The following is a 22,691-nucleotide window of genomic DNA, read 5'->3' on the forward strand; positions in this document are numbered from 1 at the left end:
TTATCCCCCTGTATGAGGCAGGTTACCCACGCGTTACTCACCCGTCCGCCACTAAGTCAACTCTCTTGCAAGCAAGATAGTTGCTTCGTTCGACTTGCATGTGTTAAGCACGCCGCCAGCGTTCATCCTGAGCCAGGATCAAACTCTCAAATTAAAATTTTGATCTCTTTATTCAGAACTTACTAACCTAAAACTGGCTTTTAGTTTCCGTATGTCTTTCGACATAAATTTACAAAAGCGAATAAATTCGCTTGGTGTATCAAATTTGATTTGTTATTACTAACTCCTCACAATGATACGGTTCGTTTATTTATTGAAAATCTTTTTTCGAATTCTATCAAGTAAAACTTGTGAATACGATTAGAATTTTCAGGGTTGTTTCACTGTTCAATTTTCAAGGTTCGTTGTTTGTATTATTTCGCCGTTTTATAAGCGACTTCGATATTTTAACACTTTCAAAATTGTATGTCAAGTAGAAAATTCTTTTTTTATTTTCTTACAACTAAGTGTTTAACTGTTTTTTTCAGCTCAATCAGCTTAACATATTTTGATTTGTTTGTCAATATCTTTTTTTCAAGATTATTTTCTGTGAATTAAGTTATTTTTTAATTTAAAAGCTTAATTATTTTATCATGACACAAATTGTTTGTCAAGCAGAAAAAATTCATCTTATTATCAGTTATTTAAACGCTGATATTCAGCGACGAAATTAATTTTATCATTTATACAAACATTTGTCAACAATTAAATGGCATTTTTTTTATAGAAATCTGTTTTTCTATAATTTATATCATTTTTCTCCTTTAATCATTGTTTACGTTGATTCACAGTGCTTAATATCTCCATATTAGGAAAGTAATATTCCTAATATCACATATTTTCTTCTAGAATTTTTCTTATCTGCACAGCGGCAGTTCCATCTCCATACGGATTCTTCGCTTTACTCATTGTTTGATAACACGCCGAATCATCTAGCAGTTCACTGCAAACCCTATAGATTTCCCCTGAATCTGTTCCAACAAGACGTAATGTCCCTGCTTCTACTCCTTCTGGTCTCTCAGTAGTATTCCTTAATACAAGAACTGGTTTATCATATGCAGGTGCTTCTTCTTGCAATCCACCACTATCCGTCATGATAAGGTAAGATTTACTAATAATATTATGCATCTCATCTAATTGCAATGGTTCAACGATACGTATGCGTTCTAGGTTTCCTAAATATTGATTAACTAGATTTCGTATCTCCGGATTTTTGTGTACCGGGAATACGATCTTAACATCTTGATATTGTTGCAGAATATCTTTCACTGCCATGAATATTCGAATCATCGCTTCCCCAGTATTCTCTCTTCTATGAGTTGTTAACAAGATCAGCCTACTGTTTTTTGCCCAATCAAGCAAAGGATGCTCAAACTTTTCTTTCACAGTATATTTCATAGCATCAATTGCAGTATTCCCTGTTACATAGATAGAACTAGCCTGCTTACCTTCTCGAATTAAATTATCCTTTGCCTGTACTGTCGGTGCAAAATGGTAATTTGCCATAACGCCAACTGCTTGTCTATTAAATTCTTCCGGATATGGCGATGTTAAATCATGGGTACGCAACCCAGCTTCAACATGGCCAATAGTAACTTTTTCATAGAAAGCTGCCATTGCCGCTGCATAAGTTGTGGTTGTATCACCATGAACCAACATAAGATCAGGCTTTTCCTTAATAATAATTTCACGCACCCCAATAAGTACCTTAACTGTAATATCTGTTAAAGTTTGTCCTTCTTTCATAATATCCAAATTGTAATCTGGTATTACATGAAAACAATCTAGTACCTGTAACAACATTTCTTTGTGTTGACCTGTCACACAAACAACTACTTCGAATCTTTCACTTTTCTTTAATTCTATAATCAATGGACACATCTTAACCGCTTCTGGTCTTGTACCAAAAACAAGCATTACCTTCTTCTTCATCTTACTCATGCTTCTCCTTTCTTATCCAGAAATATAACATACACGTAAGTAAAATTCCTACACTGGTAGATATAAGACCCACTTTTAATAGTGGATACTTTAATTGGATATATGTCTGTTTATCCTCTACTACTAACAAATTATTAGAACTTTCCATTGCGTTCTTTGATTCAAACGTATCTTGATATGCTATCGTTGTATTAACTGGTACTGACTCTGCAACGATAGAGATGTAGTCTTTCCCATAATCGGCCTTAATTGGTACAATTTCACGTTCTGGAATAACATCAGTTTGAAGCCCTAATATATCATTTATAATGGTATACGCAGAACTATCCGATGTTTGCAAGCCATGATATAAGAGATTAAGCCCTAGGAATATAATATTTTCATTATCATTTGTACCAACGTATGGGAGATTCATATTCATAAAGTTAACGCTACCAGTAATATCTTTTGCTCCATCTATATAAGAAGCTCTCCACTTTGTATTCTCGCTTTCAAAATAATCCATCTTATACGTATTCTCTTTATATTCTAAATCTGGGAAACGACTATTAAAGGTAACCGCTTGTCCTGTGACACCTAATATACTCGTTCTTTTGGTAACCGGATCTTCTGGTACATAGGACATATCAATTACAATACGCACTCCTGCATCTGCTGCTTCTGTAAGTAATTTCTCTGCCGCCTTTTTATCATGATATCTAAAACCAGATAGATATAACACTTTATATTTTGTTAATTCCTCAATGGAATATGCATCTATATATTCTTTGCTTGCTACCTCAAACACCGGATAGGATAGTACTATTAATTCAGCATTCTTACCAATCGCTAACCCTTGATACGAGGTACGTACACCAAATTGTTCTGGTGTATCTCTGTGAAAGATATATGTGTTGTTTGATTTTCTCATAAGAACATATTGGCTTTGCTTAGCTGCACGTAATAATTCACTTTCAGCCGTATTCGAATCCTCCACTAGATTAATTGGTAACACTACTGTATCATTACCTAGTTCAATACAACGATCAAACACATAGGCATATTTTCCGTATTCAACAGCCGTATTCAACATAACTATATTTGAAGATGTAGTCGCACCTTGCCAAGCCCAGCCATAGGAATAGTCAACACGGTCTTCACCCACACATAATTGCCAAGATGGATAGGAACCATATGCACTCAAATCTAATACTGCTACTCTTTGTGAAGTTATACTTTTTGCATATTCCAAATCTTCATCTGCTTTTCCTGCTACCTGTGTATAGTATCTTTCTATATTAAATGACGGTACACAATCTAATATTAATATTCCCATAAGGATAATACAGAAATACTTCCTTACACTGGTCCATTCAAGTAACGACCAATAAAAAAATGCATATGCAATGGTTGCAAAACGCATCATCCAAAGCAATTGGCTTAGTGGCATCTTAGAAAGAATAGGAACAACTTCAACCGTAGTTAATAAAACAATTACAATAGCTGTAATAAATCCTGCCTTTTTTCCTTTCCTAGCAAGTAAAACACCGATCACTGAAATTATAACAATGGATATCCCATAATAAAACGTATCAATAATACCATTTATTCTTATCAAAGGATTAAGAGATTCATTGAACGAATAAGCTAACGATTTCATTACAGAAGCACTTGCCTCTGGGTCCATACCAACTAATCCACCGGATAAAGCCGGTAATAACCAAAATCCGCTTATCGCAAATGAAACAAGCATAAGAAACAATGTCTGTATTGCTCGTTTGTACTCTTTATTAGATAATACATAGAATAACAAGAAAATAAATGTTGCAATCCCGACCATAGCAGAAATCATAACATGGCTTAAGGTGATTCCTACCATACTTGCAATAATTCCAAACATTGCATTGTTTTTACGTTTAATAAAGAATAACCATATTGCATATACACAATAGGGAATAATAATTGCGGTAACCATTCTTGGGATATTTCCTTCGCAGAAGTATACCCGAATATTCTCTGGTAAAAAAAACCAAAGTATTCCTAGCGTAGTTCCTAAGACAATACGATTTTGTGCTCTACCAAATAATACCCACCCAAGAGCCCCAAAAAACACAGATACTCCAGCGAACAATACATAGGCACCAGTAATACTCCCACCGGCAATCCATTGTAAGAAAGCTAGAATATAGTAAGGTAATGGCGCCCAATACCGAAAAGGCTGCACCCCGTTATACCATAAAGATGTGTACAAAGGATATGTATTTCCTTCTTTTATATTCTCATATAGAAGATTAGACTTAAATAAATGCCCCCAAGCATCATTTCCTGATACAACATATCCATAGTGGAACATGAAATATACGAACGCGATTGAAATAAGAAGAAGTAATAAGATTACTTTAACCATGGAAATATTATGCTTTTTAACTTTCGTAACTTCAATTTCTTTCGTCACTTCAATTTCTTCACTCATACTATTAACCTACTATCTTTCTACTAATTTATCTAATATAGCATCCGCAATTGCTTCCATATCCTTGTTATGATTATCTCCCATCTCGTCTAATAAGTTTATTACATATGCTCTTGTTGGAGTTTCACTCATCTCAATCATTAACAATAACCAGCCCTCTTTTCGAAGTAATTCTGCTAACTCTTGTTTAAAGTACTCACAACAATTTTCTAATGTAGGGTTCACATGATGAAATGGAGGAATTTCGTTAATGTAGTTTTCCTGGTATTTACTGAAGTATTCTTCAATCTGTTGTTCAAGACGGTCAAACTGAACAAAGTTATTCTGTATCTTAAGTGTATTTATTGTAATTTCCCATGTATGTGAATGCCTCTCACCTAAATTACCATTTATATAGATTGCATGGCTTGCATTCACATAGAACTTAAATTTATATTGGTGATATCTCACGAATTAACCTCCCTTCCAATTAATTACTCAGTTGCAAAACTATTTCGTCTATCTTAGACATTACAAGGCGTTTCATATAGTTTCTTTCTAATATAATATAATACAAAGAAAGGACCAATAATGGATAGACCTTTGCTAAATAGAAAATTCAATTTTTCTGGAAATGTAGCAAACAAAAATGTATTTCCCATATATATTAATGCATTTGCTAAGAATAGTCCAAACAAAAACGTAAGGATGTAAACAAAGGCTCCCCTTTTCCCTTTTGCTGCTATAAAAACATATTGTGCATTCAAAAAATAACCAACAACAGTTCCTGAAACTACACCGCACGTATTTGCTATCACTAAATCATAGCCTAATAGTATATTCATAAACCATACAATAGCTGTATCCAATACAGTTACAAGAACAGAATTGAGTAAATAAGTTCCTATTCTTTTGTACTTCTTTAGCATTTTTATCTGCTCCTTTCAGTCTTATTCTCTATTAGAAAATCGTAAAACTCTTAGTAATGGCGACAAATGTATCTGTATTTCCTATATCCTCTCACGTATCTTTTCTAGTTCCATTAAAGGATCTTCTATTACATTAGTAATAGTTCTACATTTAACAGTTGCTTTAATTCCATTCTCTTTTGCAATATTCTCTGCTCTTTCTTCTACTATAACAAGGGATTTCATAAAATCACCAATCTCCGTTCTTATCAGAAGGAATATAAACTCACCTTTTCCAACCTCAAACAACTCATAGTTATGAACTAATTGAACTCGTAATTGTTCTTCGATTTCACTCATTCTCTTCTTCGTGAAGTATAGATTCCCCATATCAAATCGTACATAAATTATAGTGACTGGCAGATAAGTAGTAGCATTTGTCTTCATTAATAATACTCTTACTAATTCCATATCATATTGAATTGCTTGATTTATCTGGCTCAATCCTTTACTCTCTTTTTCCAAAGTAATCCGATCTAATTCCTGGTTAATCTCTTCTACCTTGCGATTCAGACTCACCACTTCTTTTTCTAAACGTACTACTTCCATAGACGCCATCATCGACTTTCGTATAAAATCGATTCCAATTAAAGCTAACAACAGCGTCGCTACAATAATTTGAAGAAGTAACACCATATTGAACGTACTATATCCCCAATCCATGAGAACCATATTCTTACTTGCTGTTAAGCCAATCGTAAAGGTTCCATTGTCATAAGAAAATGAACTTTGCGTCGTAATTATAGAGTTCTCTTGTAACTGTACCACAAACTTATCCAATGAAATTGTACGATTGGCCTTTATTAAGTCATGGTTTTTATAGTAAAGAACAACTCCCTCATACGCTACATACACCCACGACGAATCATCAATAGAATCTTCTCTGCTTATAATCGCTAAGAACTTATCCCAATTATTAATTTCAGCAATATTCCCTTGTAAGGAAAACAATACACTCTCCGCAATCAAATCCGTTTTGACTTGCATTTCATTATGATACAAATCTAGGAATTGCTTTTCTTGGTTCTTTATACTTCTACTATTAGATACTATCGAATAGATAATAATAAGGAGTATTAGAAAGACAGCCGTGTTGTACTTGTTTATCTTAAAGACCCTCTTATCTTTCAAACTTACACCTCTTCTCTCTAATTTTCTCCTACCGCTTCCTTCTCTTAATACCTAGTTGCCTTAGTTGAATCCCCAAGCTTATACTTCTTACAGACGTTTTTATTACTTTCATCTTGCTTGCTCCCACTTTTTCATCATAATGAAGTTCAAATGGTATTTCAGCAAACGTAGCCCCGATTATGTTTAATTTATAAAGAAGTTCTACCATACAAGTAAAACCAGCATTCTCGATAATTTCTTCTCCAAATTCCTTGTATGCACATTCTAATAAAGTTGTACGATACAAACGGTAGCCACAAGTATAATCTCTTACTTGTTTAACTGGTAGTAAAAGTTTAAATATCCATCTTGCTCCTATACTAGTAAGATGTCTATAACCTGCTAACCCATGAACCTTTGCACCTTTTTGATAGCGAGATGCAATGACAACATCCACTGATTCATCGTCTTCTGTCTTCTTTAACATATCCAAAACATAGCTTGGATCCTGCGTATTATCACAATCCATAATACATAGATACTTACAGGTATATTTATGTTCAATTGCATATTTTACACCAGTCTTAACAGCTTCTCCTAACCCTTTATTAACCTCATGATTGATCAGAGTAACATTCTCATAGGTATCAGATAGTTTCTTACTTAATATCTCTGTCTTATCACTACTACCATCGTTAACGATTGCAACTTCTAAACCGAGCCCATATCTATCTTTTATTACTTCCTCCATCGAAAGCCATCTCTCAATCATTCGTTCCACATTCCCTTGTTCGTTATACGCTGGTAATGCAACTATTAATCTATTCTTCATCGTTATTCACCTTCTCTATCATTTTATCCAATATTCGAGTAATTCCCGAAAAATCTTTTCTTATAGTTTCTGTAAAATGTTCGCGCTCCTGCGTTAAATTATTCGTACGCCATACTTGTTGCCCTTTAATTGCATTAATAATTCCAGCGAAACGGAACCAAAATACCATCGAATTATAAGGAGGAAGCAAGAACATTAGATACCACTTGCGAACGTAATAACGCCTAAGTTCTTTGTTATTTTTCAAGAATAATGATATACAGAGGTAGAACAAAAATGTTGTCATTACATTGAAGAAATAGATCAGAACCATCGATACAATAACTAACCGCAACGGATAATTCATAAAAATCAAGGAAAGTAATGCAAAATACCATATCATACGAGGTAATGCAAATGTATGATCATATAAAATTAATTTTGTAATTACATTAAAAGACTTCTTTTTTTTCTTATTCGAACGATTGAATGTCTTCTTTTCTCTTTCAAACATATGTGCAACTTCTAGTTCTCCTCGCTGCCATCGTTGTCTTTGTGTATAGAGTTTGTTCACATCTTCAATTGGATCAACAAAAAAATACGCGTCTGGACACAAACTAACTTTCTGATTGAGCCATTCTCTAACTTGAAAAGTGATTTGTGTATCTTCACAAACAGTATCCGTATTATACAATTTTGTCTTTAGTATCGTTGATTTTCTAAAAGCAGAGAATGCACCCGATAACGTGTATATATTATTGAACTCTGCTTCAAAATTTCTTCCTGCAAGAAATGCTTGTGCATACTCGCAAAATTCTATCTTTCGTAAGATTCGTAAGAAGAATTTATCGGTCTCATCAATTAATGTTGGATCCGTAAGGATTGTTCCTGTTACACAATGAACCTCCTCATTCTTCTCAAAGTAAATTACCATATTACGTAGTGCTTGTGGGTGAAGAACTCCATCACTATCAATATGAATAATATATTTCCCTGTACTATTAAATAACGCCAGATTTAAAGCCTTTGACTTTCCTTGTTTTGACGTCAACCAGTTCATGTTCAATTCAGGAAAATCTAATTGACACTTACTAAATACTTCGAAACTGTTGTCATTACCACCGTTGTGTACAACCATAACATAAATCAAACGATTATCGTAATCCGAGTCATAGACAGACTTAATACAATTCCTTAATGTATCTGCTGAATTATAAACCGGTATAATTACTGTAATCTCGGGTAAGTATTTTAATGCTTCCCCTCGTTTATTGATTAAACGTTTTTTGATTAGAATGAATACATCAAAGATCGCCGGAATTACCTCTAACAAAATAGGGATAATAACCCATGCCATATAGAAAACGATAGTACTAACTATGAAATCATTTATCTTCATAACTAAAACTACCTACCTTCTGTCTTATAATCTGTGCTTTCGTAAACACAAAGTAGTAAAGTAACATAGATAATCCATAGAAGATTATCCTTCCCAAAATTGTGTGAGCAAGAAAATAGGCTTCATTTCCAAACATACTGATTGCTACACAGATTACAGCTAGTCGAATAACATTAGCAAGGAATAAATACAAACCACCGATGATACCTACCAATACCTTCTCCATATGAAGATAAGCAGGAAAAAAAATAAGCAAAGAAAAGAATGCTGCCATTTCAATAATTCCAGCGCATTCATAATCCACAACCAAAGAAATAGCACCGCTCTTATTCTTAACAAAAAGTAATGCATATTCTGGGTACCCTTCAAACAAACGCAACACCTTTCCTACACCACCCGTAACCATAGTAACTGCTTTGATCAAAGGTGTTGTTAGTACAGGTTGAACAAAAACCATACACAACACAAATAATCCGGCACTCCCTATCAGAAAGTACCAGAAATCTAGTTTTCCGCGTCGTAATACGGACAATATATACACCCAAATAATCAATGCAACTAATGTCAACCAATTCATACTATTTCACAACTTTCTTTTTCATATCACAGCAAGAACACCACAGCACACTTGCTGTGGTTTAAACATCAATACATACAATTCTCACCAATGTAAATCTATACTCCTGCCATCTGTTATGCCTTAGCCTTAACTTTTCTACGTTTTAGATATACCACTCCACCTGCTGCTATTGCCGTCATAACGATCACACCAACAACTGCTCCTGATGATGAACCTGCCATTACGATTTCATCTCTACCAATATTCGGATTGTATAACTTAATCTCTCGCATCGACTCAACCGGAATACCAGTTATATGAGAAATTACATTCAAATCAATCGCAAATTCAACTTCATCACCAATTGAATGATTTTTATCATATACAGTAAAAACCGATTCTCCCATATAATACTTCGGATAATCATTGTAAAAAACACCCAACCCAGTTGTAATACCTTCCGGAAGATTAGACATGTCTGTATCCCAATCAATGTTACCGTCTGATGTACCCTTTTGAATAGTCAACCCAACCTTCGTACTGTTGTTTATTGTAAGTTCCATGTAACCTACTATCATCTGTCTATTGAACGCATTGTTCATCTTATAATGTCCATAAAGAATATCACCATCAAGATATAATGCACCTTGATGAACTTGATCTGGATTAGGTGAATACCATGAGATATCTGTATGCGGAATGTGATTCCAATCTGAATACGTACCGTCTACCTGGATAGTCCCCCCATATGTAAGATTCTCATCTTCAATGCCTTCTAATAAATCTTCCGCAGTTTCTTCCGTTTCTTCACTAACTATATCACTTTCCTCTTCTGTCTTGTTATCTTCTGTCTTGTTATCTTCTGTCTTGTTATCTTCTGTCTTGTTATCTTCTGTCTTGTTATCTTCTTCCGTTACGTTACTTTCTTCCTTATTATTTTCTTCTTCCGTTATATTACTTTCTTCCCTATCAACTTCTTCTTCCGTTACATTACCTTCTGCATCGGCACCTTCTGCCTTAGCAGAATCCTCTTCCGTTACGACACTATCTACGGTCTGACTAGCGATAGCATTGGTAGGTATTGCAATTGCTTGTGTGATTAGTAACAAGCTACAAATAATTAATAAACTTCTTTTCATAAGAATCACTCCGTATTCGACTACTTATAAGTACTTTTTTTGAGCTTCTAATATTCTCTCAAGTTGTCTTGAACTATTCTGTATATGAGCAGAAGAAAGAAGAATACGATCAGAAATCGAATAGATACGCAATGGATTTTCACAGATATCAATCTGAATTAAATCCAAATTTACACTCTGTAACTTTTCTTTAATTTCTTCGTAAAAATACTCCCCCATAACTTCTATGGTTGGTACTTCTTCTTCAAAACAGGCAAGTTTATTTAATTTTTCTCCTGAAAATCTGCTGAAATACTCTTCTAGGAAACGATCAACTTTTGAAAAAAGGTCAATATTATAATTCTCATATGTTTCCATATACAATAAGATAGTAAATGTGTGAGGATGCATACCTTCATCTGACTTTGTCATAGAATGTTGTGCACTAAAATAATATTTGAATTTGTAATAATGCAACAACTTATCTTGTAAAATCATAGCTACTCCTCACACTTCTATCTTTTGATTCTTATTTTATCACATTACATAGTAATAACAAATACCTTTTTCTAATTTTCTACAGATTTCATCATAACACACAATCATATTGTAGTTTTTTAGAAACTAATGGTCATAAGCAATCTAATTTGTAAATATTTGAGTCCAATACACTACATTATTACTATCAATGTAACACCCGACTCCTAGTTTATTGTAGTTCTTTGACATAATATTTGCACGATGACCAGAGGAATTCATCCATGCATTCACAACATCTTCTGGTGTTCTTTGACCGTATGCAATGTTTTCACCAGCCGCTTGATATGATATACCCATTTCTTTTAATATACTTGAAAACGAAGAACCGTTAGGTCTTGTATGTGAAAAGCTTTTCTTAATCTCTTGCGATCTAACATATGCTGCCTTCTCTATCGTTGAATTTGTTGTTAATTGACTTAAACCTTCTTTGGCTCTTTCAATATTAACAAGACGTAACACTTCTTGTGTATAGGCCGCATTACTTGATGTAGACGAACTTTGGTTGTCTTGATTGATATCTGCATTTTTATCACTTTCGTTATTGCTTCCATTATTACTTCCATTAATGCTTCCGAATGTAATCTTGTTTGATTTAATCTTGCTTGAATATACGCCGTAGTACTTTATGTTCGCACTCTTCCTATAAGCTCGCACCCTATAATAATATGTTATAGAGGAATCAGCTGACATATCTGTATAGCTTAATGTTGTTGAACTTCCTATATATTCATATTTACCATTTAGCGAATTGGAACGATATACGTTGTATTTACTTGCGTTTGACACGTAGTTCCAACTTATCTTACGTCCATTTGTTTGATTTGTAACTTTTACATTCGCTGTCTTTTTCAACGTAGAGGAAACATAAGCTACATTAGAATAAGAACTATAAACCTTCTTGCCATTTACAGTTTTGTAAGCACGTACCTTGTAGTAATAACTGCTTGAAGACTTACGCCCTGTATCTTTATATGTTGTTGATGCTACGTTTGCTATGTGCGCATACTTTCCAGCTTTTGAGGTTGCACGATAGATGCTGTATCCTTGTGCCCCTGAAACTTTACTCATGGAAAGTGTAGCCGTTGTTGCCGTTCGTTGTTTGATTGTCAGGTTCGACTTAGATAACGATGTAGCAGCATGTGCTTTCCAAACACCTTGGTTTGCAAGCGGCATTGTTATGTAGCTAACTACTATACACAGTAAACAGGCTAAAATTGATATTTTCAGTATTTTCTTTCTCTTCATATTCTTTTCTCCCTTGTATTAAATTCATTTATATCGTAACACTTTTGTAACATTTATGTAATATATTATTAATGGAAATATTGCTACGATTAGGTATTATAAGGGAACAAATGTAAAAAGACCATTTATCTAGTCATACATTCTAGACAAATGGTCTTATAATTTGATCAACAACACGAATCTGAGGTAGGTTTCAACTAGAACCCTGCTCTAGAATAAAAATCTTGCTATTATCGCAACAATTGGTAACGTAATTAAAGTTCTCTCAATAAATATCAGAAAGATTTCCTTAATATTAACTGGAATCTTTGATGCAATTAGTAACGCTCCTACTTCTGATAAGTAGATTAATTGACATACAGAAACTGCGGCAACGACAAACCTTGTCATATCGTTTGTTACAGTAGCGATTAATACAGAAGGTAATAACATATCTGCGAACCCAGCAAACAACGTTTGTGATGCAACCGCTGCCTCTGGTACCCCTAGTATCTCAAGAAGAGGTAAGAAAGGTAAGCCAAGGATACGAAAGATTGGTGTATATTCTGCAATAAGCAAAGCGACGGTTCCTATCGTCATAACAATTGGGATAACTGCAATCCACATTTCAAGTACATTCTTAAATCCATCTATCAATACACTCTTACATACATTGACACCATCAACTTTCTCTAGAGCTTTCTGCACTCCATATTGAAAACATTTTGTGTCAGTGGGTATCTCCTCTTTGTCAGTCTTATGGGTTCCATCATAAAAACGATCTTTCTTTCTTGAAAGTGGCGGCAATTTTGGTAACACTATCGCTACCATGATACATGCAAATGTAACAGTAAGGTAGAATGGCACAAACATATGCGATAGACCTACGGTGTTAATTACAACTAAACTGAAGGTAATCGATACAAGAGAAAAGTTTGTTCCAATTACACAAGCCTCTTTCTCGGTGTAGAATCCCTCTTCATATTGCTTGCTGGTTAATAAAACTCCAATTGTACCGTCTCCTAGCCAGGAAGCTATTGCATCAATAGCTGCTCTACCAGGCAAACCAAATACCGGGCGCATAACCTTAATTAGTAAAGCACCTGCGAATTCTAACAAGCCAAAGTTTAATAACAATGGTAATAGAATACCTGCAAGTAAGAATATAGTAAACAATACAGGAAGCAAATTGTAAAATACAAGGCCCCCTGTATTCGTTGATGCAATAAAATTAATATCTTTTGCAAATAATACGATACAACCAAATGCGAATGCAATTCCCCTACCAACTAACCATAATGGTGACACGGCAAATAACTCCGACAATACTTTGTCCTTGTTCGAATATTTATTAAAAATTAGTGTTAGTAAGCTTCCAAAAAAGGATATTGTCAATACTCCAATTAAGATATAGTCAATATAAGGTGCGATATAGTCACTCATCAAATTAGATAGTAGTGCAATTGGAATTGTAACTTCTCCCTCCTTCACTACAGGAAACATAAAGAGTATAATTCCAATAACTGATGGAATTAAAAACTTTATATAATTCTTTCCTTTTTTAATATATAATTCTTTCTTTAAATAATTATTACTTCTGTTCATTCATTCTCCCACTTATTACTGTTTTATCCATAGTTTTAAGCTGACGCGTGTATGAACTACTATATCCAATGGTGTATAAAAAATCAATATAAATACATAAAGATAACGGTGGTAAGTTCTACCACCGTTATCTTTCAACACTTATAATTATATTTAGCTACTCTATTAAATGTAACCTTAGTTGTTCAATAAAAACTTATATTGAGACATATATAATTCCTTATATTCACCACCATAACGAATCAATTCATCATGGCTACCTTTTTCAATAATTTCTCCTTTGTCAACATACATAATACAGGTTGAATTCTTAATTGTTGACAAACGGTGAGCAATAATAAACGAAGTACGATTTTTGAGTAGGCGATTTAATCCCTCTTGCAAGGCAATTTCTGTTTCCGTATCAATACTTGATGTTGCCTCATCTAAGATTAAAATCTTAGGGTTTGCAAGCAATGCTCTCGCGAAAGAAATTAATTGTCTTTGTCCTGCTGATAGTCGATTTCCTCTTTCATTCACTTCCGTTAGGTATCCGTTCTCCATCTGCATGATGAAGTCATGTGCACAAACCGTTTTTGCAGCTTCTATAACTTCTTCATCTGTTGCTATCATATTACCGTAACGGATATTGTCCATAATTGTTCCAGAGAATATAAAGCTATCCTGTAGCATAACCCCCATCTGAGAACGTAAGGATTTAATTGTTACTGTATTAATATCAATTCCATCAATTAAGATCTGTCCTGAATCTAGATTATAGAAACGACTAAGTAAATTGATAATGGTTGTTTTACCTGCTCCTGTAGGACCTACAATTGCATAAGACTCACCTTTATTGATCTTGAAACTAACATTTCTAAGAATCGGATTCTCTTTCTCATAGCTAAAATATACATTCTTGAATTCCACATCACCATAAATAGGTGGCATTGTAATAGCATCTGGTGCATCCTTCACGTCAACTGGCTCATCAATAGTTTCAAAGATTCTCTCAAGATAAGAAATCGCAGTTAACAAACTATTATAGAAACTTGCCATATTCGTAATTGGTGCCCAGAAACGACTTATATAAGAAGCAAATGCTACCAACGTACCAATTGTAACTCCATTCACTCCGCCTACCAACCAAGATATACCTAATACGTAAATAATCGATGTGGTAATGGCTGATATGTTATCCACAAGTGGAGATAACATAAAGTTATAGTGTACCGCCTCCATCCATGCTGAACGATAATTATCGCTTAATGTATTGAAGATATTTGAATTCGTTTCCTCACGTACGAAGGATTGTGTAACTCGGATACCATTCATACTTTCTGCAATATAAGCATTTAGATTCGATGATTTATTACTTAACTTCTGCCATGCACTTCTTTGTTTCTTCTTAATAGTTATTAAAAAGGCTACCATGACTGGAATACCACATAGACAAATCAGTGTTAATTTCACATTGATTGTAAGCATGAATATAATAATGAATACTAAACTGAATAAATCAGTAATCGTATTAATAATACCATTGGATAATAAATCACTAATATTATTCACATAGTTTACGACACGTACTTGAATCTTACCATGTGGACGGTCGTCATAATAGGAAAATGGTAACTCCTGCAAATGAACAAACAAGTCTCTACGAATTTGGTGAATAATATCCTGTCCGATTTGTGCCATGCATTTAATCTTAATTCTAAGTGTAATTACAATTACTAGCACAACAATTAGATATAAGATACTCATCTTAACGATTCCGCTAATATTCTCATTTGGAATATAATTATCCATAACAACCATAAGAAGTTTTGGTCCAAGCATACTTAATGCACTGGCTGTTAGCATAATTATAATTACAAATATCATTTTATTACGATATGGTTTTATATAATGAAATAATCGTTTTAATTGGTTTACGTCAAATTGCGTCTCTAAGGATTCATCTACATCATATTTATTTCTAGCCATTACTTGATTCCCTCCTTCATTGATGCAATTGTATCAAACTCACCATATTGATGGTTAAACACAGTATAATAATAGCCCTTTTTATCAAGTAAACTATCATGATTACCCGATTCCACTATTCTTCCATTATCAAGTACAAGAATTAAATCTGCATCTTTTATTGAAGATATTCTATGGGCAATTACGAATACAGTTCTCTCATCAGCTAAATTCCCTAGAGCCTCTTGAATCTGTGACTCCGTCTCCATATCAACTGCAGATGTTGTATCATCAAGGATTACAATTGATGGATTTTTAAGCAGTGCTCTGGCAAGTGATATTCTTTGCTTCTGACCGCCTGATAGCCCAACTCCTCGCTCACCAACAATAGTATCATATCCTTCTGGCATCTTAAGAATGAAATCATGTGCATTCGCAATCTTCGCAACTCTCTCCACCTCTTCGAAGGTACAATTCGGTCTACCATATGCAATATTACCTTCTACGGTATCTGAGAATAAGAATACATCCTGCATCGCCATACCAATATGATCTCTTAGATAATGAAGATCCATATCCTTAACGTTCACGCCGTCGATACACACTTCACCTTTTGTTACATCATAGAAACGACAAAGTAGATTCATAATGGTCGATTTACCTGAACCGGTAGCACCAATAATACCTACCGTCTGCCCGGATTTAACAGTAAAATCAATATCTTTAAGAATTACATCATCCTCTGCTTTATAGTTTACATGACGAAACTCAATATTACCTTTGACACGTTTTCCCTTATAAGCACCTTCTGGCTCTTTGATATCCGGTTCTTCACAGAATGTTGAATAGATCTTCTCAACCGATGTTACAAATCTCTGTACATCATTGGTTAACCAACCAGCCATACGAAGCGGATTGTTAAGCATCCATAAGTATCCATTAATAGTGAATAGATTACCAAGTGTCATCTGCTTATTAACAACCATAATACCACCAACGAGCATTAATATTGCATATAACAAATTGGAGAAGAATTCAAAAATAGGTATGTATTTGGTCCAGATAGCAGTCGCACCAAGCTCTGCTGCCCGATATGCATCGTTTTCTTTATCAAACTTCTCTATTTCAAAATCTTCTTTTGCAAATGCTTTTACTACTCTATTTCCACTAATATTCTCTTGTGCGAAGGTATTAAGACTAGAGAATTGATTACGAATCTTATGAAACGCTGGCTTAATATTCTTCATTTGAAAATAAGTTGTCAATGCAGTAAACGGTAACACTATAACCATACAAAGCGCTAAGCGAACATCTACTGTAAAAATCATAACCAGAGCAATTATAAATAGGATTACATTCTCATAGATTGCATAGATTACGTAGGCTACAAAGTGGCGGATTGCATCCATATCTCCTGTCTGTCTAGACATGAGATCTCCTGTACGATTCTTATTATAGAACTGGAAATCTTGTTCTAATAACCGTTTATATAAGGCATCTCTCATAGAATATAAAACGCCTTGTGATGATTTCTCGAAAATCATCAGGAATAGATAACGTAATATAGATCGTACTACTGTTATTCCTATCAATATTACAATTAGTTTTGGGAGTAACGAATGCTTTCCTCCCTCTATTACCTCATCAATTAACATACCTGAAACGTATGGATTGATAATTGCAAGTACCGATGTGATTGTTACTAATAATAATGCACATAATAGTCGATACTTGTATTTCTTCACGAATGTGTAGAACCATTGCATTGCCGACATACTGTCCCTCTTTCCTTTCCATGGTCTCGATTAGACCAATTCAAAATATTACACCATAACAATTATGTTTAGCTTCCATTCATTATAGGGCAAACAATTTTTGAATTCTAACAATTTTATTGCAAGTTATAACAATTTCTTTGCATGTATTGATTGGATAATCGCAAAACATCCTGTTAATTTCCATTTATTTATGCAAAAAATAGCTGTAACAACTTTACTAGGCATATAATAACATGCCTAATGAATATGTTACAGCTATTTATATTTACTATATTAACTTACTGTATTACGTAGTTCAGTTTCAAGTCTATTATTTGCTTGTCTCTGCATACATAATATCTTCTTTCACAAAATCAGGGATATTATTGCTAACAATAGCATATTGATTACTCGTCACATTACCATACTCATCAGTTTTCCAGGTAACGGTAACGGTGACATTAGGGTCGTAATTAGTTAGTATACCATTGTTCCATGCATAACTATTATTAAAAAGATACGGAAGAATTTCACTTATAGTATCACCATCCTTATACATAACACTCTTGTCATAAGTCCATTCTGGATTTTCTTTCATATATGCAATGTATTGCTCCTCCTCATGAGCATACTGTGGTATTCGATAATCAATACTCACATTCATTATATCGGCAAGATTAAATGTTTTCGTAAAATCAAATCCATGCATGCTTAAGAAGTCGATTGTTCTTGTGAACGACGGATATACCAATGCACTATAACTAAGAACGTCATTCTCATCAGTAGTATACCCAAAGTCTATGGTGGCTAGTGGTACTTCATTTCTTACATCTTCCAAAGAAAGTGCTAAAAGTTCATCTCGATACAATGATAATAATTGTGCTTTCTCCTCTTCTGTTAATGTAATACTCAACTTTTGGAATTCACTATAGCAAGTAACGTTTGTTACTTCCTTCATTGTATATATTGGGAAGGCACCCTCTTTATATTCTTTGTTCTGATATAATTGGTTTAGCAAATCAAAATAAGGTTCTACAGCAATTGCATAACTTCTATAGATATGTCTTCCTGAGTTTAAGCGATATTGTACATGAATAGTCATGTATTTATCATAATCGCTATCACTATCGATTTCTCCCTCATTCAATACGGCCTCTCCTTCAACTGCCATCTTTGCAATTTCATAGGCAGCATCTTTGTCCTTCAGATTCATATATTCGAATGCATAACCTATTCTATCCATATAAGAAATCTTGTATCTACTATTGTCCTCGTTATAAACCCTAAACTCTAAGTTATTGTCTATACCTGATAGTGCAACACTCATGCTCTCAATCTTATCTTTACTAGGTATATACTTATCATACTGTAATAAGTCCCACTTAAACATAGAGAATATCGCAAACATAAGGACTGCGCCAACAAGTAATGAACCACGACTCTTGAAAGCTGCTTTAAAATCAAAATGATAGATGATTTCCATAATACAGCTACATAATAAGTACCCGCAAACCATACCAAAAATCAACCAAAAAGAGGAATTTGCATTCATTAGTGATGTGAAGATTATACCACTCCATAAACCAATTGGTACGCTAACCACTATCTTAATATAAGGCTGCAATACTTGGTAAGAGATTGCCTTTCCTGCTGCTTCTGATGATCTCTTGCGATATAAGAAAACTGCTAGAATTACTAAAACCATTGTAACCGCTATATAAATCAAAGTGATAGCGAATGATAGTGTCTTCTCATACACAGCATTAGTCATATTAAAATATGCACTAATTGGTGAGCATCTGAAAAGGAATGACTCTGTAATGGAACCATATTCATAATACGTCTCAAAGTATGTGTCTTTTAAAGAGCCAATAAGAACTGCTACCACTGGTCCATATGCAAGGAATACACCACTTGCCAAGATACTTACAATAAGCTGACCAGTTAATAATACTGCTATAATTACAACAGTATATGTGAGACAATAATTTAATAGATTAACGCCGAATGCTTTCCATGCTTCTATCCACACATTAGAACCAAAGGCTCCATTGGTACCAACTATGACAAATCCAATGGCTAGGGATACAAGATAAGGAATCACATAGATGGCAATACCGATTATATAGATGGAGGAAAATAATGACTCTCTCTTAACCGGTAAACTATGATAGAAATCTACCTTTTTCTTTGAATGTAGATAATAAAACCCACTAATACCACATAATATGGCCAATATAATTGTAAGTAATACTAACGCTGAATTTCCTACTCCTAAGCAATACATAGCAGTATTTGATAGATACTCATGTCGATCTCCCAGTGCCTGCCCCTGCTTAAACATATTCACTACTCGTTCTACTGAAGTAGCAGTATATACTGGTATCGCGAATAAGAATGCTACAAAAGAAATGGCAATCGCCCATAAACGTCTCTTCACATCTTCTCTCATTAGTCTACATAATAAGTTTCTTGATGTCATATCCTACTACCTCCGTTTCGCTAATGAATATCTCTTCCAAACTAAGCGGTAACACTTCGACGAAAATTGGATTTCTCTTCTGAATAATAGCGGTAATTTCTTCGCAAGTTCCCCTTGCTGTATACGTATACAAAGAACCTCTTTGTTCTTTCTTTAATAGATTTAATTCTTTCTCTACCTCTTCTACTCTATCTTGTGTTTTGAAGACGCATTGTACCTTATGAATACTACATTTCATATCGAATAAATCCTTCGACAACAGAATTCCTCCCTTATGCAAAAGACCTACATGATCACAGATATCTTCTAGTTCTCTTAAGTTATGAGATGCAATGATAGGTGTCATCTCACGTTCTGTAAGTTCTTTTGCGAATATACTCTTAACTGCTTGACGCATTACAGGATCAAGACCATCGAATGTCTCATCACAGAAGAGATATTTTGTATTGGCACAGATACCACAAATTACTGATAGCTGCTTCTTCATACCCTTTGAAAATGTATTAATTTTTCTTGTCAGGCTTAATTCAAACTGACCAATCAATTTATCAAATCGATTTACATCAAAGTTCTTATATATACTACGGTAAAACTCCCTCATATCTTTTGGTGTTGCATTAGGAAAGAAAAATTGTTCATCTGATATATAGAAGAAACGTTCTTTTGCTTCTATATTCTCATAAACATTCATTCCATCTAATTTGATTTCCCCGCTATCAGGTTTAAGAATTCCACTCATCATACGAAGAAAAGTACTCTTACCAGCCCCGTTTGTTCCAACGAGTCCGAATACATTTCCTTCTTTGATCGTAGCAGATATCTGATCAACAGCCTTGATGTCATCAAATGTCTTACTTACATTAATTGCTTCAATCATTGATTTGCTCCTCCTTATAGATTTCCTGACTAATCTCTACTAACTCTTCATAATCAATCCCTGTTTTCTTAGCCAGACTAATAGCATCTTCTAACTGTTTTAATACTTCCATTTTCTTATAATTCATTAAGTCCACATCCCCTGCTATAAAACTTCCTTTACCTTTAACCGAATAGATATACCCTTTCTGTTCTAGAGTTGCATATGCTCTTTGAATGGTATTCGGATTTATCGATAATTCCATTGCTAAATTACGAACAGATGGTAACTTCGTATCGGCTGGTAGTGCACCCTTTAAGATTAGTTCTTGAAATCGTTCTACTACTTGCTCGTAAATTGGTCGTCGGTCTTTGTAATCAATAACTATCATCCTGCTCTCCTTTCCTTAATTCGTTTTCGAGTTTCAAAAGGTCAATCTTCTCCCTCAGATGAATAACTATGAAAATCTTAATATTCATAAGAAATTATACTAACTGTATTATCACTCTTAATACAGTTAGTATAGTTGTGTGTATGTATTTTGTCAAGGTATATTTTCATTTTATTTCCTATTACGTTCCTTCAATAAAAAAGCTAATGCAAATGGAATTTTCTCCAATATGCATTAGCATCAATATACCTTTTTGTTATTTATTTTCTTGCCTTTATAGTAAATGTCTTAGGGATTCCCTTATCAAACTGTTCACAAGACATATTCGGTTCTTCATCTAAACCTTCGATATGAAAACCAACCTGTGCCATTGCTGTAATAATTTCTCCCAGATTCCATTTCCGTAGATATACTTTCCTTGTCTCACTTTCTGGCATATATTTCGCAAAAGATATCTCACTTTCAACTAATTCTGTACTAAAATAATCCCCTGTTACCTTGTGTTTACGAATCTTAGCAGTTGTCCCTCGAGACGTAATTAACTTATTGCTTACGGGATGGAAATCACGTAAAACAAAGATTCCATCTTTCTTCAATAAACGAAATGCCGTTTGGAACAATGGGTGTAAATCAGTAAAGTAATGTAGTATTCCTATCTCAGCAAAAACAATATCATAATCTCCTGTTAATTCTTCTTCAGGAAGTTCTACTACATTCTCAAGCACATAGCGGATTGATACTCCTGCACTCTCGGCTAATTCCATTGCATATCGACGATTTCCTTCTGAGAAATCCATAACAACTGCTTCTGCACCAAGCATTGCTAGTGCAACGGCTTTTGTCCCATTCGATCCCATTAAGTTGGCAATCTTCTTACCATTCACATCGCCAAACTTAGGTAGTAATACGGATAACACCTTTTCTGAATTCTGACGAATTCGCTCTGCTGCCTTATCAGAAGTACCAAATTTATTAATCCAAGCCTCATAAGTAAGCTGATTCCAAGCTTCTTCATTCTCCTGCTTACAAATCTCACTTGCTTTTTCCTTTTCAAATTCACTCATTCTAGCAAACGTACTCCTTTCATCTATCAACGCTCATATTGGATTGGAGGTTCCAAAGGTTAATCTCTTATATCAAATGAATACTAGGGACTATTTATTCATCTGAAGTTGGTTAATGTACTTGTGTATTATTATTTTTGATGCAAAACTCTTATACATTTTAAAGCTTCTATACTGCCGTACTATAACACAAAACACGCTACACACCTAAGTACTTCTAAGTGTGTAGCGAAAGGTATCGAACAATGCGGAAACGCCTTCGATTCGGCATCCTGCCTCAGCTTCGGCTAGCTCGGCGTCCATGCCTCGCCTTCCTTGATTATCTAGTACACACTAAGAAGTACTATAGATGTTTCGCTATCGTTTTTTAGTCATAGTACACCAGCATAGAAGCAACTCCATATAACTAAGAGTTTTGCATATATACATTAATCATACACAAGTACAGT

18 protein-coding genes and 1 rRNA gene are annotated in these 22,691 nt (G+C 34.3%); all 19 read right to left on the minus strand.

Annotation, left to right across the window (positions count from 1 at the left end; all coding sequences use genetic code 11):
• Positions 1–154 (minus strand): 16S ribosomal RNA (locus BUB90_RS14590); the annotation flags it as partial.
• Between the two features lie 716 nt (positions 155–870).
• Positions 871–1,971, minus strand: a complete 1,101-nt coding sequence (gene wecB, locus BUB90_RS14595; RefSeq protein WP_073289328.1) for a non-hydrolyzing UDP-N-acetylglucosamine 2-epimerase — start codon at positions 1,969–1,971, stop codon at positions 871–873.
• Position 1,972: 1 nt separating this feature from the next.
• Positions 1,973–4,432 (minus strand): 6-pyruvoyl-tetrahydropterin synthase-related protein, encoded by a 2,460-nt coding sequence (locus BUB90_RS14600; protein ID WP_073289093.1) that lies wholly within the window; start codon positions 4,430–4,432, stop codon positions 1,973–1,975.
• Positions 4,433–4,444: 12 nt separating this feature from the next.
• Positions 4,445–4,882, minus strand: a complete 438-nt coding sequence (locus BUB90_RS14605; RefSeq protein WP_073289096.1) for a 6-carboxytetrahydropterin synthase — start codon at positions 4,880–4,882, stop codon at positions 4,445–4,447.
• Between the two features lie 53 nt (positions 4,883–4,935).
• On the minus strand, positions 4,936–5,340 hold the full coding sequence (locus BUB90_RS14610) for a GtrA family protein (RefSeq protein WP_073289098.1): 405 nt from the start codon (positions 5,338–5,340) through the stop codon (positions 4,936–4,938).
• A gap of 81 nt (positions 5,341–5,421) precedes the next feature.
• Positions 5,422–6,510: a hypothetical protein gene (locus tag BUB90_RS14615; RefSeq protein WP_073289101.1), complete on the minus strand. Its 1,089-nt coding sequence runs from the start codon at positions 6,508–6,510 to the stop codon at positions 5,422–5,424.
• Between the two features lie 28 nt (positions 6,511–6,538).
• Entirely contained in the window at positions 6,539–7,321 is a 783-nt protein-coding gene (locus tag BUB90_RS14620; RefSeq protein ID WP_073289103.1) for a glycosyltransferase, read from the minus strand.
• The gene (locus tag BUB90_RS14625) at positions 7,311–8,699 is read right to left on the minus strand and encodes a TIGR03111 family XrtG-associated glycosyltransferase (RefSeq protein WP_073289106.1); all 1,389 of its coding nucleotides are present in this window, start codon (positions 8,697–8,699) and stop codon (positions 7,311–7,313) included. The genes BUB90_RS14620 and BUB90_RS14625 overlap by 11 nt, the downstream gene beginning before the upstream one ends.
• Complete coding sequence (xrtG, locus tag BUB90_RS14630; protein WP_073289108.1) at positions 8,686–9,276, minus strand: exosortase family protein XrtG; 591 nt, start codon at positions 9,274–9,276, stop codon at positions 8,686–8,688. Before xrtG ends, BUB90_RS14625 begins: the two co-directional genes overlap by 14 nt.
• 116 nt (positions 9,277–9,392) lie before the next feature.
• On the minus strand, positions 9,393–10,397 hold the full coding sequence (locus BUB90_RS14635) for a Firmicu-CTERM sorting domain-containing protein (protein WP_073289110.1): 1,005 nt from the start codon (positions 10,395–10,397) through the stop codon (positions 9,393–9,395).
• A 24-nt stretch (positions 10,398–10,421) separates the two neighbouring features.
• Entirely contained in the window at positions 10,422–10,874 is a 453-nt protein-coding gene (locus BUB90_RS14640) for a 6-carboxytetrahydropterin synthase (protein WP_073289111.1), read from the minus strand.
• 144 nt (positions 10,875–11,018) lie between these two features.
• Complete coding sequence (locus BUB90_RS14645; protein ID WP_073289113.1) at positions 11,019–12,161, minus strand: CAP domain-containing protein; 1,143 nt, start codon at positions 12,159–12,161, stop codon at positions 11,019–11,021.
• Between the two features lie 210 nt (positions 12,162–12,371).
• Positions 12,372–13,745 carry a YjiH family protein gene (locus tag BUB90_RS14650; protein WP_073289114.1) on the minus strand — a complete coding sequence of 458 codons (1,374 nt, stop codon included), beginning with the start codon at positions 13,743–13,745 and terminating at the stop codon, positions 12,372–12,374.
• Between the two features lie 177 nt (positions 13,746–13,922).
• Positions 13,923–15,713 carry an ABC transporter ATP-binding protein gene (locus BUB90_RS14655; RefSeq protein ID WP_073289116.1) on the minus strand — a complete coding sequence of 597 codons (1,791 nt, stop codon included), beginning with the start codon at positions 15,711–15,713 and terminating at the stop codon, positions 13,923–13,925.
• The gene (locus BUB90_RS14660) at positions 15,713–17,467 is read right to left on the minus strand and encodes an ABC transporter ATP-binding protein (protein WP_073289117.1); all 1,755 of its coding nucleotides are present in this window, start codon (positions 17,465–17,467) and stop codon (positions 15,713–15,715) included. The genes BUB90_RS14655 and BUB90_RS14660 overlap by 1 nt, the downstream gene beginning before the upstream one ends.
• A 313-nt stretch (positions 17,468–17,780) precedes the next feature.
• Positions 17,781–19,931 carry a DUF6449 domain-containing protein gene (locus BUB90_RS14665; protein WP_073289119.1) on the minus strand — a complete coding sequence of 717 codons (2,151 nt, stop codon included), beginning with the start codon at positions 19,929–19,931 and terminating at the stop codon, positions 17,781–17,783.
• The gene (locus BUB90_RS14670; RefSeq protein WP_073289120.1) at positions 19,906–20,808 is read right to left on the minus strand and encodes an ABC transporter ATP-binding protein; all 903 of its coding nucleotides are present in this window, start codon (positions 20,806–20,808) and stop codon (positions 19,906–19,908) included. The genes BUB90_RS14665 and BUB90_RS14670 overlap by 26 nt, the downstream gene beginning before the upstream one ends.
• Positions 20,801–21,178 (minus strand): GntR family transcriptional regulator, encoded by a 378-nt coding sequence (locus BUB90_RS14675; RefSeq protein ID WP_073289122.1) that lies wholly within the window; start codon positions 21,176–21,178, stop codon positions 20,801–20,803. Before BUB90_RS14675 ends, BUB90_RS14670 begins: the two co-directional genes overlap by 8 nt.
• A 260-nt stretch (positions 21,179–21,438) precedes the next feature.
• Positions 21,439–22,242, minus strand: a complete 804-nt coding sequence (locus BUB90_RS14680; protein WP_073289123.1) for a class I SAM-dependent methyltransferase — start codon at positions 22,240–22,242, stop codon at positions 21,439–21,441.
• Between the last annotated feature and the right edge of the window lie 449 nt (positions 22,243–22,691).

Origin of the sequence: Anaerosporobacter mobilis DSM 15930 (assembly GCF_900142955.1) — a bacterium.
Taxonomy (GTDB): domain Bacteria; phylum Bacillota; class Clostridia; order Lachnospirales; family Lachnospiraceae; genus Anaerosporobacter; species Anaerosporobacter mobilis.

What these genes read in the sequence shown, in the direction of transcription:
- BUB90_RS14655 (WP_073289116.1), bottom strand. Translation starts at nt 15,713, where the DNA reads ATGGCTAGAAATAAATATGATGTAGATGAATCCTTAGAGACGCAATTT.
- BUB90_RS14660 (WP_073289117.1), bottom strand. Translation starts at nt 17,467, where the DNA reads ATGTCGGCAATGCAATGGTTCTACACATTCGTGAAGAAATACAAGTAT.
- BUB90_RS14640 (WP_073289111.1), bottom strand. Translation starts at nt 10,874, where the DNA reads ATGATTTTACAAGATAAGTTGTTGCATTATTACAAATTCAAATATTAT.
- BUB90_RS14600 (WP_073289093.1), bottom strand. Translation starts at nt 4,432, where the DNA reads ATGAGTGAAGAAATTGAAGTGACGAAAGAAATTGAAGTTACGAAAGTT.
- BUB90_RS14675 (WP_073289122.1), bottom strand. Translation starts at nt 21,178, where the DNA reads ATGATAGTTATTGATTACAAAGACCGACGACCAATTTACGAGCAAGTA.
- BUB90_RS14670 (WP_073289120.1), bottom strand. Translation starts at nt 20,808, where the DNA reads ATGATTGAAGCAATTAATGTAAGTAAGACATTTGATGACATCAAGGCT.
- xrtG (WP_073289108.1), bottom strand. Translation starts at nt 9,276, where the DNA reads ATGAATTGGTTGACATTAGTTGCATTGATTATTTGGGTGTATATATTG.
- BUB90_RS14665 (WP_073289119.1), bottom strand. Translation starts at nt 19,931, where the DNA reads ATGACATCAAGAAACTTATTATGTAGACTAATGAGAGAAGATGTGAAG.
- BUB90_RS14625 (WP_073289106.1), bottom strand. Translation starts at nt 8,699, where the DNA reads ATGAAGATAAATGATTTCATAGTTAGTACTATCGTTTTCTATATGGCA.
- BUB90_RS14680 (WP_073289123.1), bottom strand. Translation starts at nt 22,242, where the DNA reads ATGAGTGAATTTGAAAAGGAAAAAGCAAGTGAGATTTGTAAGCAGGAG.
- BUB90_RS14610 (WP_073289098.1), bottom strand. Translation starts at nt 5,340, where the DNA reads ATGCTAAAGAAGTACAAAAGAATAGGAACTTATTTACTCAATTCTGTT.
- BUB90_RS14650 (WP_073289114.1), bottom strand. Translation starts at nt 13,745, where the DNA reads ATGAACAGAAGTAATAATTATTTAAAGAAAGAATTATATATTAAAAAA.
- BUB90_RS14645 (WP_073289113.1), bottom strand. Translation starts at nt 12,161, where the DNA reads ATGAAGAGAAAGAAAATACTGAAAATATCAATTTTAGCCTGTTTACTG.
- BUB90_RS14620 (WP_073289103.1), bottom strand. Translation starts at nt 7,321, where the DNA reads ATGAAGAATAGATTAATAGTTGCATTACCAGCGTATAACGAACAAGGG.
- wecB (WP_073289328.1), bottom strand. Translation starts at nt 1,971, where the DNA reads ATGAAGAAGAAGGTAATGCTTGTTTTTGGTACAAGACCAGAAGCGGTT.
- BUB90_RS14635 (WP_073289110.1), bottom strand. Translation starts at nt 10,397, where the DNA reads ATGAAAAGAAGTTTATTAATTATTTGTAGCTTGTTACTAATCACACAA.